Origin of the sequence: Azospirillum sp. HJ39 (genome assembly GCF_041507355.1) — a bacterium.
Taxonomy (GTDB): Bacteria; Pseudomonadota; Alphaproteobacteria; order Azospirillales; family Azospirillaceae; genus Azospirillum; species Azospirillum thiophilum.
In genome coordinates this window covers 322907-339039 of sequence record NZ_CP167912.1, presented here as the reverse complement: position 1 = coordinate 339039, position 16133 = coordinate 322907, and the positions used below count along the sequence as shown (strand labels likewise).

At 71.6% G+C, this 16133-nt stretch carries 15 protein-coding genes; 9 read left to right on the top strand and 6 right to left on the bottom strand.

The window, feature by feature from the left end; all coding sequences use genetic code 11:
* Window positions 1-3: 3 nt before the first annotated feature.
* From ABMY26_RS29115 to ABMY26_RS29105, 3 genes are read right to left on the bottom strand one after another with little or no spacing between them, the layout of a single operon-like run.
* Window positions 4-327: a hypothetical protein gene (locus ABMY26_RS29115; protein WP_372399661.1), complete on the bottom strand. Its 324-nt coding sequence runs from the start codon at window positions 325-327 to the stop codon at window positions 4-6.
* On the bottom strand, window positions 327-782 hold the full coding sequence (locus ABMY26_RS29110) for a hypothetical protein (protein ID WP_372399660.1): 456 nt from the start codon (window positions 780-782) through the stop codon (window positions 327-329). The genes ABMY26_RS29115 and ABMY26_RS29110 overlap by 1 nt, the downstream gene beginning before the upstream one ends.
* Window positions 775-1911: a PepSY-associated TM helix domain-containing protein gene (locus tag ABMY26_RS29105; RefSeq protein ID WP_372399659.1), complete on the bottom strand. Its 1137-nt coding sequence runs from the start codon at window positions 1909-1911 to the stop codon at window positions 775-777. Before ABMY26_RS29105 ends, ABMY26_RS29110 begins: the two co-directional genes overlap by 8 nt.
* Window positions 1912-2194: 283 nt before the next feature.
* Here ABMY26_RS29105 and ABMY26_RS29100 point away from each other — a divergent pair, with 283 nt between their 5' ends.
* The 8 genes from ABMY26_RS29100 (at window position 2195) to ABMY26_RS29065 (ending at window position 11493) form a co-directional block, all read left to right on the top strand.
* Window positions 2195-3142, top strand: coding sequence for a ChuX/HutX family heme-like substrate-binding protein (locus ABMY26_RS29100; protein ID WP_372399658.1), 948 nt, complete (start codon window positions 2195-2197; stop codon window positions 3140-3142).
* A 13-nt stretch (window positions 3143-3155) separates the two neighbouring features.
* Complete coding sequence (locus ABMY26_RS29095) at window positions 3156-4109, top strand: hemin ABC transporter substrate-binding protein (protein WP_372399657.1); 954 nt, start codon at window positions 3156-3158, stop codon at window positions 4107-4109.
* Window positions 4106-5203 carry a FecCD family ABC transporter permease gene (locus ABMY26_RS29090; RefSeq protein WP_372399656.1) on the top strand — a complete coding sequence of 366 codons (1098 nt, stop codon included), beginning with the start codon at window positions 4106-4108 and terminating at the stop codon, window positions 5201-5203. The genes ABMY26_RS29095 and ABMY26_RS29090 overlap by 4 nt, the downstream gene beginning before the upstream one ends.
* A 10-nt stretch (window positions 5204-5213) precedes the next feature.
* The gene (locus tag ABMY26_RS29085; RefSeq protein ID WP_372399655.1) at window positions 5214-6047 is read left to right on the top strand and encodes an ATP-binding cassette domain-containing protein; all 834 of its coding nucleotides are present in this window, start codon (window positions 5214-5216) and stop codon (window positions 6045-6047) included.
* Between the two features lie 72 nt (window positions 6048-6119).
* Complete coding sequence (locus tag ABMY26_RS29080; protein WP_372399654.1) at window positions 6120-6791, top strand: response regulator transcription factor; 672 nt, start codon at window positions 6120-6122, stop codon at window positions 6789-6791.
* Entirely contained in the window at window positions 6778-8265 is a 1488-nt protein-coding gene (locus ABMY26_RS29075) for a sensor histidine kinase (RefSeq protein ID WP_372399653.1), read from the top strand. Before ABMY26_RS29080 ends, ABMY26_RS29075 begins: the two co-directional genes overlap by 14 nt.
* Before the next feature lie 123 nt (window positions 8266-8388).
* Entirely contained in the window at window positions 8389-8970 is a 582-nt protein-coding gene (hutX, locus tag ABMY26_RS29070) for a heme utilization cystosolic carrier protein HutX (RefSeq protein ID WP_372399652.1), read from the top strand.
* A 159-nt stretch (window positions 8971-9129) separates the two neighbouring features.
* Complete coding sequence (locus tag ABMY26_RS29065; RefSeq protein ID WP_372399651.1) at window positions 9130-11493, top strand: TonB-dependent hemoglobin/transferrin/lactoferrin family receptor; 2364 nt, start codon at window positions 9130-9132, stop codon at window positions 11491-11493.
* On the opposite strand, the gene ABMY26_RS29060 is transcribed toward ABMY26_RS29065, so the two are convergent.
* Window positions 11483-12514 carry an ATP-grasp domain-containing protein gene (locus ABMY26_RS29060; RefSeq protein WP_372399650.1) on the bottom strand — a complete coding sequence of 344 codons (1032 nt, stop codon included), beginning with the start codon at window positions 12512-12514 and terminating at the stop codon, window positions 11483-11485. The two genes, ABMY26_RS29065 and ABMY26_RS29060, sit on opposite strands and share 11 nt — an antisense overlap.
* Between ABMY26_RS29060 and ABMY26_RS29055 the strand changes: the two genes are divergently transcribed.
* On the top strand, window positions 12513-13256 hold the full coding sequence (locus ABMY26_RS29055; RefSeq protein WP_372399649.1) for a HisA/HisF-related TIM barrel protein: 744 nt from the start codon (window positions 12513-12515) through the stop codon (window positions 13254-13256). The two genes, ABMY26_RS29060 and ABMY26_RS29055, sit on opposite strands and share 2 nt — an antisense overlap.
* A 10-nt stretch (window positions 13257-13266) precedes the next feature.
* On the opposite strand, the gene ABMY26_RS29050 is transcribed toward ABMY26_RS29055, so the two are convergent.
* Together ABMY26_RS29050 and ABMY26_RS29045 are read right to left on the bottom strand one after the other, a co-directional pair.
* Window positions 13267-14838: an FAD-dependent oxidoreductase gene (locus tag ABMY26_RS29050; protein WP_372399648.1), complete on the bottom strand. Its 1572-nt coding sequence runs from the start codon at window positions 14836-14838 to the stop codon at window positions 13267-13269.
* A gap of 112 nt (window positions 14839-14950) precedes the next feature.
* On the bottom strand, window positions 14951-16129 hold the full coding sequence (locus ABMY26_RS29045; protein WP_372399647.1) for an NADH:flavin oxidoreductase/NADH oxidase: 1179 nt from the start codon (window positions 16127-16129) through the stop codon (window positions 14951-14953).
* Window positions 16130-16133 lie beyond the last annotated feature (4 nt).

The following is a 16133-nucleotide window of genomic DNA, read 5'->3' as shown; positions in this document are numbered from 1 at the left end:
GCCCTATTTGATGGCGCTGTGCTCGATCTCGACCGTATGGCCGGGACCGGCGTCGAACAGGACGTAGAAATCCTGGGCCGGGCGCGGGAAGGACAGCGTCGAATCCGCACCCAGCCTGCCCTTGACCAGCACCTGCTCGTCATAGGCGATGACGTCGAGCACCACGCCGGGCGCCTTCGATCCGTCGGAGAATCCGCCGGTGCAGACCACCGTCTGGCCGTCCGCCATCCGGCATTCGCAGACCGGGTAATGGGCATGGGCGGTGGCGGCGGGGAACAGAGCGGACAGGGCGAGCCCGGCCGCCAGAGTGAAAAGACGCGGATTCATCACTTGCCTCCCAGGAAACCGGCCAACGGGGTCGATGCCTGATGCACCTGCCCGCTCCAGTCCTCGACCGTCACCCACAGCTCCTCCGTTCCGGCGGGCTCGGCCGGCACCGCCACCTCGGCTTCGCGTTCATACGGGTTGCCGAAGCCGAGCGCGCCCGCGGCGCGCAGGTTGCGCGGCTTGCCGACGCGCAGGAAGACGCCGCGCACCTTGTCGATGTCGGCGGGGCGGAGATGGATGCGGTACTCCTTCATCCGCTCGCCGTTCCCACCCCGATGGGGCGACTCGTCGTAGGTGACGAGCCGGAGGGGGAAGGCACCGGCGGTCAGATCCCGCCGGATCTCGGGCGGGGCGAAGATCGGCTTCGGGCTGAAATAGTTGGGCAGGAAGGGAAGCGGCACCAGCAGCATCAGCGCGCTGAGATGGAACTTGCCGCGCTGCCACAGCTTACGCATTGGACGAGCCCCTCGCCAGCTTGAGCCCGCGCACCGCCTCGACGGTGGCCCGCGCCGTCCGCTTCATCCAGATCAGCATGCCGCTGAACACCAGCAGGGTCATCAGCGACCCGAAGGCGAACCAGACCAGCTTGATCGGCAGGCCACCGAAATCGCCGGTGTGGAGCGCCCGCATGATGGTGCGGGTCAGCTCGACGCCCGACGCGCCGTCCAGCCCGCCTTCCACCGCCATCACCTCGGCGGTGTAGGGGTCGATGCGCAGGATGTCGGGCAAGAGCGGCACCTGCCCGCTGGAGCCGATGACCGACGCCGTGTCGTAGGCGGTGTCCGGCAGCCGCATGTAGCGCAGCCGCATGTCGGGCAACGCCGCCATGGCGGACGCCACGATGGCGTCGGCATCGACCTTCGGCGCGGTCGCCGTCACCGGGATGCTGTCGCGCGCGACCATCACCGGCGCCTTGCTGCCGCCCAGCCCGATGCCGAGATGGAACAGCGCGATGTAGATCAGGAACCACAGGCTGGTGACGGCGATGACGGCGATGAACCAGATCGACCAGGTGCCGGCGACGCGGTGCAGGTCGCCCCACATCACGCGCGGCGCCTGGTTCCAGCGGATGCGCGGCTGGTAGAAGGATTTCCAGAAGCGCTTGTAGACCACCAGCCCGGTGACCAGCGACCCGACCAGCGGGATCGCCAGCAGCGTCACCAGATACCAGCCGGTCGGATAGGTCATCAGCCAGCCATGCAGCGCGCGGATGAACTGGCGGAACGAAGCGCCGGAGGAGATGCCCTGCACCACGCCGCTGACCGGGTTGACCCAAGCGGTGGTGAAGGTGCCGTCGGGCATCGCCATCTCGGCGCCCACCGCCATGTGGGATCCGCCCCAGCTGAGCGAACTCACCCGCCCGCCCGGCGCCGCCTCCTCCGCCGCGGCGATCAGCGCGCTCGGCGGCAGCGGCTCGCCGTCGCCCGACGCCCGCATCGACGGATCGACCAGCCATGTGATCTCGGTGCTGACCACGGCGATGGTGCCGGTCAGGCAGATGAAGAACAGGAAGGCCCAGATCGGCATCGCCAGCCAGGAATGCCACAGGAACCACAGCCGCGTGCGCGACTTGCCAGCGCTCATCTCAATCCTCTCCGCAGGAACCCGCGCCCTTTCCCCTCAGACGAACGGGCGCGCCTCCAGCCTCAGGATGAAATGCGAAAGATTCTCATTTTTTGGGTCCGCCCCCTTCGAACCGGACGGTGCCGCCTGGCGGAAGGCCCGGCGATACCCCATCGGCCGCGCGATTAAAGCGGGTTAATGAACCCCGCCTTGTCATTGAGAATGACTATCATGATCATCAGGGGAAGCGCACCGCCGCATCGAGGCCGCACGGCATCGACCGGCCCATCCAAGGATCTTCCCCATGCCCGACACCCCGCTGCCCTCCACCGAACAGCCCCCCGCGACCGGCCATGTCCGCCTGGACGTGGACTGGCCGGCCGTGCTGCCGCGGCTCGACGCGCTCGGCCCGGTCCGGGTCGTCACCGGCAACACCGCGCTGATCCATGAGAAGGTCGGTGCCTACGGCAACGTGTCCGGCAGCGGCCATGCGCTGATCGTGCTGAACCGCGACGTGGATCTGCGGATCTTCCCGCGGCACTGGAGCCACACCGTCCACGATCCGGCCGCCGACGCCATCCTGGTCCGTGACGGTCACGGCCGTCCGATCCACGCCATCCACCGCACCGCCGGATCGGACCCCATCGCCTGGGAAAGCTTCCTGGCCGACCATCGCACCGGCGAGGCCGGGGTTTCCGTCGCATCCGCCGCCACAGCCACCGCCGCGCCGGCCGTTGCCGAGGACGCGGACATCGACGTCGCCGCCCTGCGCGCCGCCTGGGCGGCGATGACTGATGTCCATGAGTTCCACGGCATGCTGAAGCGGTTCGGTGTGGAGCGCCTTCGGGCCATGCGGCTGGCCGGCCGCGATTTCGCCCGAGAAATTCCGCTGTCCGCCCTGGCCGGGCTGCTGGAGACGGCGCGCGACCATCGGCAGGAGATCATGGTCTTCGTCGGCAATCCCGGCTGCATCCAGATCCACACCGGCCGGATCGACGCCCTGTCGATGGCCGACGACCGGCTGACCATCGACGACCCCGGCTTCCGGCTGCGCTGCGACATGGCGCGGCTGGCAAGCGCCTGGGTCGTGTTCAAGCCGACCGGCAAGGGCGGCATCACCACCGTCGAACTCTATGACCGGGCGGGCGAGACCTGCGCGATCCTGTGCGGCCAGCGCGACGAGGACAAGCCGGAACGGGCCGAGTGGCGTGCGCTGGCCCGGTCGCTGCCGGACATGCCGGAAGGCGCATGAGGTGCCGGGACCGATGACGAAGACCGCCAACCGCCACGCCCCGCCACGCCATGTGCCCCGCCATGTGCCCCGCCTTGCGCTCCACCATGTGCCCCGCCTGTGGCGACGCGTTTCGATTGCCGCGGCAGCAGCCATTGCCGCAGCCGGCCTGACGGCACCGGCCGCCCTGGCGGCGGACATGCGGCTGGTCACCATCGGCGCCCCGGTGACCGAACTGGCCTTCGCGCTGGGGGCCGGCGACAGCGTGGTCGGACGCGACACGGTCAGCCGCCAGCCGGCGGCGGCGGCGAAGCCCGATGTCGGCTATATGCGCACCCTGTCGGCGGAGGGACTGATGTCGCTCGCCCCGACCCATGTGCTGGCCATCGCCGGGGCCGGCCCGCAAACCGCCTTCGACCAGCTCCGCGCCATGGGCGTGACGGTGGAGACGGTGCCGGAAGTGTCCGACCGCGCCGGGCTGGAAGCCAAGATCGCGACGGTCGCCCGCATCCTGGGCCGGGAGGAGGCGGGCCGGCAGCTGGTCCGGGACGTGAACGCCCGGCTGTCCGCCCTGGCCGCCGAGGTGGAGCGGGCGACCCGCTCGGGCGGCGCCGGGGCGCGGGTGCTCTGCCTGGTCGGCGGCGGGCCGGGCGGCATGATGGCGGCCGGACGCGGCACCGTTCCCGACGCGCTGATCGCCATGGCCGGCGGGCGCAACGCCATCGACAGCGACCGCGACTATCCCCCGCTGTCGGCCGAAGCCGCGCTGGCGGCGGAACCGCAGATCCTGCTGGTCAGCCGGACGCTGGTGGAACGGTCGGGCGGGCTGGACGGCCTGCTCGCCCTGCCGCAACTGTCGATGACCCCGGCGGCGCGCGACCGCCGCGTCGTCCAGATCGACGGGGCGCTGCTGGTCGGGCTCGGCTTGCGCACGCCCGACGCGGTGGAAGCGCTGGTGCGCGCGCAGGGCATGAAGGCCGGGCCATGAGCGCCGGACTTTCCGTCGCCGCCGCGGCGAAGGCGGCCCCGTCGACACGCCGGCCGCCCCTGGGCCCCGCCCTGGCGTTGCTGGCGGCAGCGATGGCGGTGGCAATGCTGGTCGCCCTGTCGACCGGCAGCATCGCCGTGCCGGTCGGGCGGATGCTCTCGCATCTGGCGCAGGCGGCCGGGCTGTCCGGCGAGCCGCTGGGCGCCCGCGACGCCGCGGTGCTGGTCACGCTGCGCCTGCCGCGCATCCTGCTGGCGGCCGCGGTCGGCGTGACGCTGGGCGTGGCCGGGGCGTCGCTCCAGGCGATCTTCCGCAATCCGCTGGCCGATCCCGGGCTGGTCGGCGTGTCGAGCGGGGCCGCCTTCGCCGGATCGGCCACGATGATGCTGGGGGTTGCCGGGCTGGGTTTGTCGGCCAGCGGCCTGTCGCTGTCCGCCCTGCTGCCGGTAACCGCCTTCCTCGGTGCATTGACGGCGACGGCGCTGATCCTGGGATTGGCGCGGCGCGACGGGCGCTGTTCGGCCACCGACATGCTGCTGGCCGGCATCGCCGTCAATGCGCTCGGAGCCGCCGGCATCGGCCTGTGCAGCTATCTGGGCGACGACCAGGCCTTGCGGCAGATGACCTTCTGGATGATGGGGGGCTTCGGCGGTGCGGCCTGGGCGCAGATCGGCCCGGCGATGGCGCTGATGGCGCTGGCGACCGCCGGGCTGCTGGCCGATGCGAGGCGGCTCGACCTCTATGCGCTGGGCGAGCGCGACGCCTTCCTGCTCGGGCTCGATCCGCACCGGTTCGCGGTCCGCACCGTCCTGCTGGTGGCGTTGGGCGTCGGGGCGGCGGTCGCCGTCTCCGGCCTGATCGGCTTCGTCGGGCTGGTCGTGCCCCACATGATCCGGCTGTGGCTGGGGCCGGCGCATCGCCGGCTGCTGCCGGCGACCGCCCTGGCGGCGGCCACCCTGCTGATCCTGGCCGACACCGCCGCCCGCAGCATCGCCGCCCCGGCGGACGTCCCGGTCGGCCTGCTGCTGGGAGCCGTCGGCGCGCCGGTCTTCCTGTGGCTGCTGCGCGCCCGCGGCGGACGCCCGTTTGGTTGAGGAGGCCATCTTGCTGCATGCCGAGCATGTTTCCTTCGCCGCCGGCGGGCGCCGGCTGGTCGATGACGTGACCCTGGCTTTGACGCCGGGGCGGATGCTGGCGATCCTCGGTCCCAACGGGGCCGGCAAATCGACCCTGCTGACACTGCTGTCGGGCGAAAGGCGGCCGACAGGCGGCACCGTCCGGCTCGACGGCCGGGAGTTGCGCGATCTGCCGCCCCGCCTGCTCGCCCGGCGCCGTGCGCTGGTGATCCAGCATCCCGCCGCCGGCTTCGCCTTCTCGGTGGAGGAGGCGATGACGCTCGCCGTCGAGGCGGCGCCCTGCAGCCTGGCGGAGCGGCGGCGGCTGGTCGCCGACAGCCTGCGGTCCGCCGATGCCGAAGGATTGCGCGACCGCCTGCTTCCCCAGCTGTCGGGCGGCGAGAGCCAGCGGGTCGCCTTCGCCCGCGCGCTGGCCCAGCTTGCGGGCGGAGCGCTGGCCGCGCCGCGGGGTCCGGTCGCGGAGGATGGAACGGCGGCCGGCTATCTGCTGCTCGACGAGCCGACGGCCAGCCTGGACCCGGCGCACCAGCATCACCTGCTGCGGGCGGCCCGCGCCTGGATGGCCCGGACCGGCGGGGCCTGCGCCGTGGTGCTGCACGACATGACGCTGGCCTCCCGCTATTGCGACGACGGGCTGCTGCTGGCCGATGGACGGACGGCGTGGAGCGGGTCCATGGCAGCCCTGCCGGTGCCCGTGCTGGAACGGGTGTTCGCCACCCGCTTCGTCCGGATGCCGGCGCCCGACGGGCTGGGCGCGGTCTTCGCCACCACCGGCCAGCCGCCGGCCGGGCTGGACGGCTAAATCGCGACTGATTATTAATATCAACTGTGTGTTGGCCCGGGGGCCGGGCCACGGGTCGGGGAGGAGGAGGCGTTGCGCGTTCTGGTCGTCGAGGACGATGCGGCCGTCAGCTACTGGATCGGGGCCAAGCTGAACGGCTCGGGCCATTCCTGCCGCCTGTCCGGCGACGGCGAGGACGCGCTGCGCCTGCTGGCACAAGAGGCGTTCGACGTCGTGGTGCTCGACCGCATGCTGCCGAAGCTCGACGGGATGGAGGTGCTGAAGCGGCTGGACGGCACGCGCCATCCGCCGGTGCTGGTGCTGTCGGCGCTGGACGAGACGTCCGACCGCGTTGCCGGGCTGCGTGCCGGGGCCGACGATTATCTCGGCAAGCCCTTCGATTTCGCCGAGTTGCTGGTGCGCCTGGAGCATCTGGCGCGCCGCCATCACCAGACGATGGCCGCCCCGGGCGATCTGCTGACCGTGGGCGACCTGGTGATGGACGTGGCCCAACGGCGGGTGACGCGGCAGGACGTGGCGATCGAGCTGACGGACAAGGAGTTCCGGCTGCTGCACATCCTGATGAGCAATCCGGGCCAGACGGTGACGCGGACCATGCTGCTGGAAAAGGCCTGGGGCTACGGCTTCAATCCGCCGACCAATCTGGTCGAGGTGCATGTCTTCAAGCTGCGCAGCAAGATCGACAGGGATTTCGATCCGCCGCTGCTGCGCACGGTGCGGGCGATCGGCTATGCGCTGGGTTGACCCCTTCCGGCGCTCGTCAGGCAATCGTCCGCGGAACCGCCGGCCCGGCAGGCGGAAGGGCGGCCTGCGCGCCCGCATCCGCCCGCTGCTCGACACCCGCAGCTTCCGGCAGACGATGACCATCGGCGCCGTCTTCGTGGTCGTCACCGCCGGCGCCGTCCTGTGGAGCCGCAGCCTGCTGACCGATCTGGTCAAGGACCATGTGACCGTCCTGCTGGAACGCGACACCGCGACCCAACGCCAGCTGGGCGGTTTCGGCGCGGCCCCGGAGCTGGCCGCCGAACTGCGCGCCCGCGAGCGTTTCGAACCGGAGACGGCGCGCAGGCGCCTGGTGCTCGACCCGGCCGGCCGGGTGCTCTACGGCGACGACGGGACCGCGGCGCGGCTGCTGGACGCCTTGTCCTGCGATCCGGCCCGGCTCCGGTCCTGCCCGACCGGGCTGGTCGAGCGCCGGGGAAAGGACGAGACGGACGGCTGGAAGATGCAGGCGATGGTGATCGCGCTGCCCGACGGCGGGCGCTTCATCAATGCCTACGACATCCAGCCGATGCTGACCCAGATGCGCGCGGTGCCGCTGGCGGCCGGCGTCGGGGTACTGCTGTTCCTGCTGACCAGCCTGACCTTCGGTGTCCATTTCAGCTCCGGCACGCTGCGCCGGGTCGCCGCCATGAGCGAGGCGCTGGCCTCCTACGCCGGGGGCGACCGCAACCGCCGGATCGACATCGGCGAAACCGACGACGAGTTCGCCAGCCTGGGCCGCGAGATCAACCGCACGCTGGACCGGGTGAACCGGCTGGTGGAGGAGGTGTCGAGCGTGTCGAGCAGCATCGCGCACGAACTGCGGACGCCGCTGACCCACCTGCACAACCGGCTGACCGGCATCGCCGAGGAGTGCGCCGATCCCGGAATCCGCCGCGCGCTCGAGGACGGCATCGAGGAGACCCGCCGCATCCAGCAGCTGTTCCGCGCCATCATGCGGCTGGGCGAAATCGAGACCGCCCGTTGCAGCCTGAGCATGGAGCCGCTGGCGGCCGATCCGCTGCTGGAGGAGATCCGCGAATCCTACCTGCCGCTGGCGGAGGAGGCGGGCGTCCTGCTCGCCGTCGCGGCGGAACCGGGGATGCGCATCCGCGGCGACCGCACGCTGCTGTTCCAGGCGGTTGCCAACCTGGTGGACAACGCGCTGAAATATGCGGCCGACGGCAACGAGATCCTGCTCTCCGCCCACATCCGCGACGGGTGGGAGGAGCTGTGCGTCGCCGACCGCGGCCGCGGGCTGACCCCCGGGCAGCGGGCGCTGGCGGTCCAGCGCTTCTTCCGGCTCGACCCGTCGCAGACGGTGCCGGGACACGGGCTCGGCCTGTCCATCGTCGGCGCCATCGCCACGCTGCATGGCGGCGGCCTGCTGATGGACGACAACGGGCCGGGGCTGCGCGCGACGATCCGGCTGGGCCGGCACGGGCCGCCGGATTAAGCGGCGTTAAGGGAAGCGCGGTTGAGCCGAAACGCAACTGCGACTTATTCTCATATTGTCACCGGACCGGCGCTCCGCCGGTTCCGGCCGCCCGTCCCCACCCCCTTCCCATCGGACCCCGCCATGACCGCACACCACGCAGACGCCAGCGACGCCGCCACTGCTACTGCCGCCGGTGCCGATACCGACGGCGTCGATGCACGCCTCGACGCCCTGCGCGGACGGCTCCTCGCCGACCCCGGCGGCGTGCTCGAGGCCGTGGCGGCACAGACGGGGTTCAGCCTGCACCGCGTCGTGGACTGCCTGCCGGCGGAGATGCGGGACTTCGCGCCCGGCACGGCGGCCGAAGCCGCGATGACCGACATCGCCGGCTGGGGAACCGTCACCGTCCTGGTGCACAGTGCCGATCTGGTGCTGGAATGCAAAGGGCCGCTGCCGCTCGGCCAGTTCGGTCGCGGCTTCTACAATCTGGCCGGCGGCAGCCCGATCGGCGGCCATATCCGACTGGACCGCTGCACGGCCGTCGGCTTCGTCCGCCGTCCCTTCATGGGCAGCGGCGACAGCTGCGCCGTGATCTTCTTCAACGGCGACGGCGAGGCGATGTTCAAGATTTTCGTCGGCCGTGACGAGAAGCGCCAGCTGCTGACCGATCAGGTCGAGCGCTTCACCGAACTGCGCGCCCGCCTCCGCACGCCGGGGGCCTGACCGGAGCGCCCCCCGCAAGGCCGGCATGGGCAATCCCGGCGCGTCCCGCCGGCTTGGCCATGCCGCAAGCCTGAATTGCGAATAATAATCAATAGCGAATGCTGCGACGTTGCGCGGCCCGTGTCCGGCGCGACCCAAAAAAAGCGAGGAGAGACAGACATGACGGCATCCCCCAACACATCGTGCCACAGCCCGGGGCGCATACCGGGACGGCGCGGCGCCGGACCCGGACGGTTGCGCCGGGCGCTGTGGCTGTCGGCATCGGCGCTGACGCTGGCCGTGCCGGCCGCGCTGGCGCAGACGGCGGGACAGCCGGCGGAGCAGGGGGCGGCACAGGGGGCGGCACAGGTCGCGGCAAAGCCGCAGGCCGGCCAGCCGGCGACCGTGCTCGACGCCGTCACCGTCTATGGCGAGCGCGGACAGCGGCGGGTGGACGAGGCGACCTCGACCATCTCGGTGATCGGGGAGGAGCAGATCGAAACCCGCGGCCTCCACCGGCTGCAGGACCTGACGCGCTACGAGCCGGGCGTGACGGTCAGCAACGCCCCCGCCCGCGCCGGGGCCGGCGGCTTCGCCATCCGCGGCATCACCGACAACCGCGTGCTGATGCTGATCGACGGCACCCGCCTGCCTGAGACGCCGAAATCGGCCGGTCCCTCGGCGGGCTACAGCCGCGACGCGGTGGATCTCGAGTCGCTGAAGCAGGTCGAGATCGTGCGCGGCCCCTCCTCCGCCCTCTACGGTTCCGACGCGCTGGGCGGCGTGGTCGGCTACGTCACCAAGGATCCGGCGGACTATCTCTATCCCGGCAAGGATTTCCATGCCTCGCTGAAGGGCGCCTTCGACAGCGTCGACCGCTCCTTCTCCGAAACCGGCACCGCGGCCATGCGGTCGGGCGAGTTCTCGATCCTCGGCATCTTCACCCGGCGCGACGGCGACGAGTACAAGGCGAAGGACAAGAGCCTCCGCAACCCGCAGGACTATCGGGTCAACAACGCCCTGGCGAAGCTGGCCTGGGAGCGCGGCCCCGACAAGGTGACGGTGACCGGCGAGTATTTCCAGCGCGATACCGACACCAGCCTGCGCAACGACGTGGGCGCCGCCGCAAGCTACATCTTCTCGATGTCGCCGATGCGGACAACCCGCGGCACCGTCGCCGATTCGGTCAGCGACGACCGGGCGCGGCGCTGGCGCATCGGGGTCGACCATTCCCACGACGCCCCCATCGGCTTCATCGACCATATCGATTGGCGGCTCTACGCCACCGGCTACGACCATCGGGAAAACCGCACCCGCACCGGCGCCGTCACCAGCTCGACCAACACGCTGTTTCCGGCGCGCTCGACCCTGCGCGAGGAAACGCGGAACGACTCCGAGCAGCGCATCGTCGGCGCGGCGGTCAATCTGCGCTCCGACACCAGCTGGTTCGGCCTGCCCAACCGCATCTCCTACGGCATCAGCGCCGACCACATCCGCACCGAACGGATGCGCGACGTGACGCTGACCAACACGGCGACCGGCGCCACCGCCAAGAGCTACAACGGCGACACCTATCCCAGCCGCACCTTCCCCAACACCACGACCCTGATGCTGGGCGGCTATATCCAGGACGAGGTCACCATCGACCGGCTGCGGCTGGTGCCGGCGCTGCGGCTCGACTATTACCGGATGAACCCGGAACTGGATGCGGCCTATCTCGCCTCCAACCCCTCCTCCACACCGTCCAGGCTCGACAAGCTGGCGCTGTCGCCGAAATTCGGCGTCACCTACGAGCTGACCCGCGACTATTCGCTGTTCGGCCAATATGCCCACGGCTTCCGCGCGCCGCCCTATGACGACGCCAACCTGGGCTTCTCGAACCCGACCTACGGCTATGAGGTGCTGCCCAACGCCAACCTGGAGCCGGAAACCAGCAACGGCGTCGAAGCCGGCCTGCGCGGCAAATTCACCGAAGGGTCGAGCTTCCAGCTTTCCGGCTACTACAACCGGTACAAGAACTTCATCGCCCAGCGCGCGGTCGGCCGCAGCAGCGCCGGCCTGCTGCGCTACCAGTCGCAGAACATCTCCAACGTCGAGATCTTCGGCATCGAAGGCAAGGGCGAGTGGCGGTTCCGGCCGGGCTGGGCGCTGTTCGGCGCGGCGGCCTTCGCGCGCGGCTTCGATCTCGACGCCAAGACCGCCATCGACGAGGTGGCGCCGCTGACCCTGAACGCCGGCCTGTCCTACAACGCGCCGGACGATTTCTGGGGCGCCGAGGTCGTCGCCACCCACGCCTTCGCCAAGAAGGCCGACGACGTCAGCAGTTCGACCTACCTGAAGGCGCCGTCCTTCACCACGGTCGATCTCTCGGCGCATGTGAACCCGACGGAGCATCTGTCGGTCGGGGCATCGGTCAAGAACCTGTTCAATCAGGAATATTACAATTACATCAATGTGGTCGGCGTATCCGAAACCGCCGCCGACCGCCGCCGCTACCTGGAGGCGGGACGCTCCTTCCTGGTCCATGCCACCGTCAAATGGTGATGTGACGGACGCCCCCGCCGTCGGCCGAGACGGGCCATGGCGGCGGCGGGATGAACAGCTCGAGGATGTCGGCCGCCGGGTTCCGGCCCAGCACCCGCGACAGCCCGCAATAGCCGACGGACAGCCGCGGATTGACCTCCACCACCACCGGGCCATTCGACTCCGAACCGGCCGGCCGGTCGATCAGGTCGACGCCGACATAGCCGCGCAGCCCCGGAATGGCGGCGGCGACCGCCCGCGCCAGCGGCTCCCAGGCGGCCCGGCGATCCTCCCGCGCGCCCACCTCGACGCCATGGAAGGTGAAGCGGCCGGCTTCGGCCGTGACATTCTGCCGGTTGCAGGCCAGCAGCCGCACCCCGCCGCCCGCCGGTCCGCCGCCGACCAGCATGGAGAAGCTGCATGCCTCCCCCTCGACCAGGGGCTGGACGATCCAGCGGCCGGGAGCCGGGGGGCGCCAGCCGGCGATGTCGTCGACCATGAAGGTGTCGAGGCAGCCGGCGCCGTCGTCCGGCTTCACCACATGGCGGGCAGCGGCGGGCGGCTGGTCGCCGAGGAGAACGGTCGGAACGGTGGCGATGCCATGGGCGGCCAGCCGCGCCGCCGTCGCGATCTTGGAGGAGGCGACCGCCAGCGCGTCGGGCGCGCAGGCCACCACCGGGCGGCCGGTGGCGCGGAACAGCGCCGTCACCCGGCCGAGCAGCCCGTCGCATTCCGGTGCGATTGGCCAGACCGCATCGCAGCCGCCGGCCGCGTCGCGCCAGCGCGCATCGGCATCCTCGCCCGGCTCCACCGGGAACAGGGCGACCCGGCCGGGAGGGGCGGAGGACAGGACGGCGGGCGGCGGCAGACGGCTGTCCCGGCACAGCACGACCTGCATGCCGTCCAGCATGGCGAGGTCACCGGCCAGGGCACCGACCATCGCCTCGGCCTCCGCCATCAGGCCGGTCGGCAGCGGCGCGTTGGACAGGCCGCCGCCGGTGACGTATTCACAGACCAGAACCCGATGAAAGCCTCGCCTCATGGACGTCATTCCCGTCATCGACCTGCTGGGCGCACAGGTGGTTCATGCCCGGCGGGGAGAGCGCGACCGCTACCGCCCGATCGACAGCAGCCTGATCGCGGGCGCCGTTCCCGAGGATATCGTGGGCGCGCTTCTGGCGCTGCATCCCTTCCGGGCATGCTACGTCGCCGACCTCGACGCCATCCGGGGTAGCGGCGACCACCGGACGGCGGTGGCGGCGCTCCAGGCGCGCTGGCCGGAGGTCGCCTTCTGGGTGGATGCCGGGCTGGCGACGCCCGGCGACTGCCGCCGCTGGCTCGATGCCGGGATCGGCCATCTGGTGATCGGCAGCGAAAGCCAGACCGGGACCGCGACGCTGGAGGCGGCGATGGCGATGGCGGGGGCCGACCGGGTGGCGCTGTCGCTCGACATCCGCCAGGGCCGGGCGCTGGGGCCGGCGGTCCTGCACGAACGGGCGGACCTGTGGCCGGCGCGGGTGATCGCCATGACGCTCGACCGCGTCGGGTCGGGAGAGGGGCCCGATCTGGAGCGGATCGCCGCGCTGGCGGCGCTCCGCCCGGGGCTGCGGGTGTGGGCGGCCGGCGGCGTGCGCGATGCGGCCGATCTGGCCGCGCTCGCCGCGCACGGCGCCGACGCCGTGCTGGTGGCCAGCGCGCTGCACGACCGCCGCCTCGACGCCGCGGCGCTCGGTGGCGTTCCGCTCGGCCGCATTCCGACCGGCCCGGCGGCGGCGGGCGGGTGACGCGCGGGGCCTAGCGGCCCGCTTGCGCCTCCGTCACCGGATCCCTGGCGCGGCCAGGGGCAGGGGCGGCGGCACCGGTGGAGTGTCCATGGTTCCTGGCCGCATGGGCGCCGGCCAGCCGTCCGGAGGTGAAGGCCCAGGCCAGGTGATGGCCGTGCCCTTCCAGCAGCAGGCCGCCCTGCCCGACCGATCCGACGGCGTAGAGTCCGGGGATCGCCTGTCCGTCGCCGCGCGTCACCTGATGGTTGCGGTTCACCGTGAGGCCGCCGTCGGTCAGGATGATCCAGCTCTTGACCGGTCCCAGCGCGTGGTACGGCCCCTTGCCGATGGCCGGCCGGCCGCCGGGCGCGGCGTTGTGGGCGGCGACCGCCCCGCCCAGCGCCGCGGCGGGCACCCCCATGGAGGCCGCCAGCTCCTCGATCGTCCGGCCGCGGTGGTAGAGATCCGGCCGCGTCCGCCGGTAATCCTGGAGATAGGCATAGGCGACGCCGGGAGCGGTCGAGATGAAATGCGGCCATTTGCCGAACCTGCGCGCCACCGCGTCGTCGAAGACGATGTAGCCGACCTTGCCGGGCTGTTCGGCCAGGGCATAGTTCGGGCGGTCCAGCTCGTCGGCGAAGCGTTCGCCCCGCTTGTTGACCAGGATCGCCCCCTCGCGGAACAGCGACGGCTCGGGGCTGAGATAGGTGGTGACGAAGGACAGGATGAAGGGGCGCAGAAGCCAGGTCGGCAGCTTCTCCAGGGCCATGCGCATGGCGCCGGTCAGCAGCCGGTGCGGCGGCAGCCGCAGCAGGATGCTGGGCTTGTCCGGCGGCATGAAGCGCAGGTTCGGGCCGTAGACGATCTCCCCGAACCTCACCTCGGCGCCGAGTTCCTCGCCGAACCGGTGTCCGTCGCCGACATTGGTCGTGTTCACGCCATCCACCTCGGCCACCGCCGGGTTGAAGCGCCGCTTCCAGTCCGGGCTGGACGAATAGTCGCCGGTCGCCAGGATGACCGCGCGGCGGGCGCGCAGCTCGTGGGAGCGGCCGGCGATGCGTGCTGCCACGCCGACGACGCGGCCGTCCTCCACCAGCAGCCGCCCGACCGTCGCCTCGACCCGGGCGTCGACGCCGGCGCGCCGTGCCTCGCGCGCCACGAAATAGATGTAGGCGCGCGAGTTGGGCAGCACATTGTGCATGCGTGGCTGCCGGTGCGGCGGCTCCGGCATCGGGCCGTAGAAGGTCACCCCCAGCGACATCAGCCAGTCGACGCTGGCCGGGACATTCTCCACCAGGATGCGCCGCAGTTCCTCGTTGTCGGCGGCGGCGGCGCGGTCGCCGGCGAGCTTGGCGGCGAACTTCCCCATATCCTCGAAATGGGCCTGGGGATCGTCGGCGATGCCGGCCCGGCGCTGGTGGGGGGTGCCGGTGGCGGTGATCGAGCCGATCGACAGGCCGGTGCTGCCGCGCAGCTCGGTGTGCTTCTCCAGCAGGACCACCCGCGCGCCTTCCCGGCGGGCGAAGATGGCGGCGGTCAGGCCGGAGCCGCCGCCGCCCACCACCACGATGTCCGTCTCTTCGCGGACGACGATGTCGCTCATGTCGGTGCCTTCCCAATTGGGCGGCCACCGGCGCCGCGCCGTGAGGAGCGCGCCGGTCCGCCGCCTGTCCCGTTGTTTCGGTTGCCGCGCCTCCTCCGGGAGGCGGAAGCCGTCAGTCCGGCTTGCGGTCGAGCTTGCGGTCGAGCGCCCGCGCCCGCCGGGCCAGCCACCAGCCGGCCTGCTCCGGCCAGCCGTCGAATCCGCCGCCGCACAGCTGCTGCCGGGCATGCAGCGGCCAGTTGGGATCGGCCAGCGCCTCCCGGCCGATGGCGACGAGGTCGGCCTGCCCGTCGCGCAGGATCGCCTCCGCCTGCCGGCCGTCGAGGATCAGCCCGACCGCCATGGTGGCGATCCCGGCCTCCTGCCGGATCCGTTCGGCGAAGGGAACCTGGAAGCCGGGATGGCGCGGAATCGCCGCCGCGGTGGCCGAAACCCCGGTCATGCCGCCGGAGGAGCAGTCGATCACGTCGACCCCGAGGTCGCGCAGGTCGCGGCTGAAGGCGACGCTGTCCTCGACGGTCCAGCCGCCGTCGATCCAGTCGGTCGCCGAGATGCGGACGAACATCGGCCGGTCGGACGGCCAGACCGCCCGCACCGCCGCCGCCACCTCCAGCGGGAAGCGGCAGCGCCCGGCCAGATCGCCGCCATAGCCGTCGGTGCGCCGGTTGGCGAGCGGCGACAGGAACTGGTGCAGCAGGTAGCCGTGGGCGCAATGCAGCTCCACCACCTCGAACCCCGCCTCCAGCGCCCGCGCCGCCGCGCCGCGCCACGCCTCGACCAGCGTGGCGAGGCCGGCGCGGTCCAGCTCCGCCGGCAGCTGCCAGCCGTCGGCGACCGGCAGCGGGCTGGGGCCGACGACCGGCCAGGGCGGCTCCCCGCGCGCCGCGTCGGCGGCGCCGAGCGGGCCGTGCCCCTGCCAGGGCCGTTGGCTGGCCGCCTTGCGGCCGGCATGGCCGAGCTGGATGCCGGGAACCGCCCCGAACGCCTTGAGCATCGCGGCGATGCCGCGCAGGCCGGGGATCTGGCGGTCGTCCCACAGGCCGAGATCGCCGGGCGTGATCCGGCCCTGTTCGGTCACCGCCGTCGCCTCGACCATCACCATGCCGGCCCCGCCCATGGCGAAGCGGCCGAGATGGACCCGGTGCCAGTCGCCGGCCTCGCCGTCCACCGCCGAATACTGGCACATCGGCGAGATGACGATTGGATTGCGCAGCGTCGTCCCGCGCAGGGCGACCGGCCGGCACAGAAGCGGCGTCCCGGCGGAAGGGTCGGCGGCGGGAGCGCTTTCCATATCC

Coding starts and splice junctions, on each gene's coding strand:
- ABMY26_RS29115 (WP_372399661.1), bottom strand. CDS start 327: ATGAATCCGCGTCTTTTCACTCTGGCGGCCGGGCTCGCCCTGTCCGCT.
- ABMY26_RS29110 (WP_372399660.1), bottom strand. CDS start 782: ATGCGTAAGCTGTGGCAGCGCGGCAAGTTCCATCTCAGCGCGCTGATG.
- ABMY26_RS29105 (WP_372399659.1), bottom strand. CDS start 1,911: ATGAGCGCTGGCAAGTCGCGCACGCGGCTGTGGTTCCTGTGGCATTCC.
- ABMY26_RS29100 (WP_372399658.1), top strand. CDS start 2,195: ATGCCCGACACCCCGCTGCCCTCCACCGAACAGCCCCCCGCGACCGGC.
- ABMY26_RS29095 (WP_372399657.1), top strand. CDS start 3,156: ATGACGAAGACCGCCAACCGCCACGCCCCGCCACGCCATGTGCCCCGC.
- ABMY26_RS29090 (WP_372399656.1), top strand. CDS start 4,106: ATGAGCGCCGGACTTTCCGTCGCCGCCGCGGCGAAGGCGGCCCCGTCG.
- ABMY26_RS29075 (WP_372399653.1), top strand. CDS start 6,778: ATGCGCTGGGTTGACCCCTTCCGGCGCTCGTCAGGCAATCGTCCGCGG.
- hutX (WP_372399652.1), top strand. CDS start 8,389: ATGACCGCACACCACGCAGACGCCAGCGACGCCGCCACTGCTACTGCC.
- ABMY26_RS29065 (WP_372399651.1), top strand. CDS start 9,130: ATGACGGCATCCCCCAACACATCGTGCCACAGCCCGGGGCGCATACCG.
- ABMY26_RS29055 (WP_372399649.1), top strand. CDS start 12,513: ATGGACGTCATTCCCGTCATCGACCTGCTGGGCGCACAGGTGGTTCAT.
- ABMY26_RS29060 (WP_372399650.1), bottom strand. CDS start 12,514: ATGAGGCGAGGCTTTCATCGGGTTCTGGTCTGTGAATACGTCACCGGC.
- ABMY26_RS29050 (WP_372399648.1), bottom strand. CDS start 14,838: ATGAGCGACATCGTCGTCCGCGAAGAGACGGACATCGTGGTGGTGGGC.
- ABMY26_RS29045 (WP_372399647.1), bottom strand. CDS start 16,129: ATGGAAAGCGCTCCCGCCGCCGACCCTTCCGCCGGGACGCCGCTTCTG.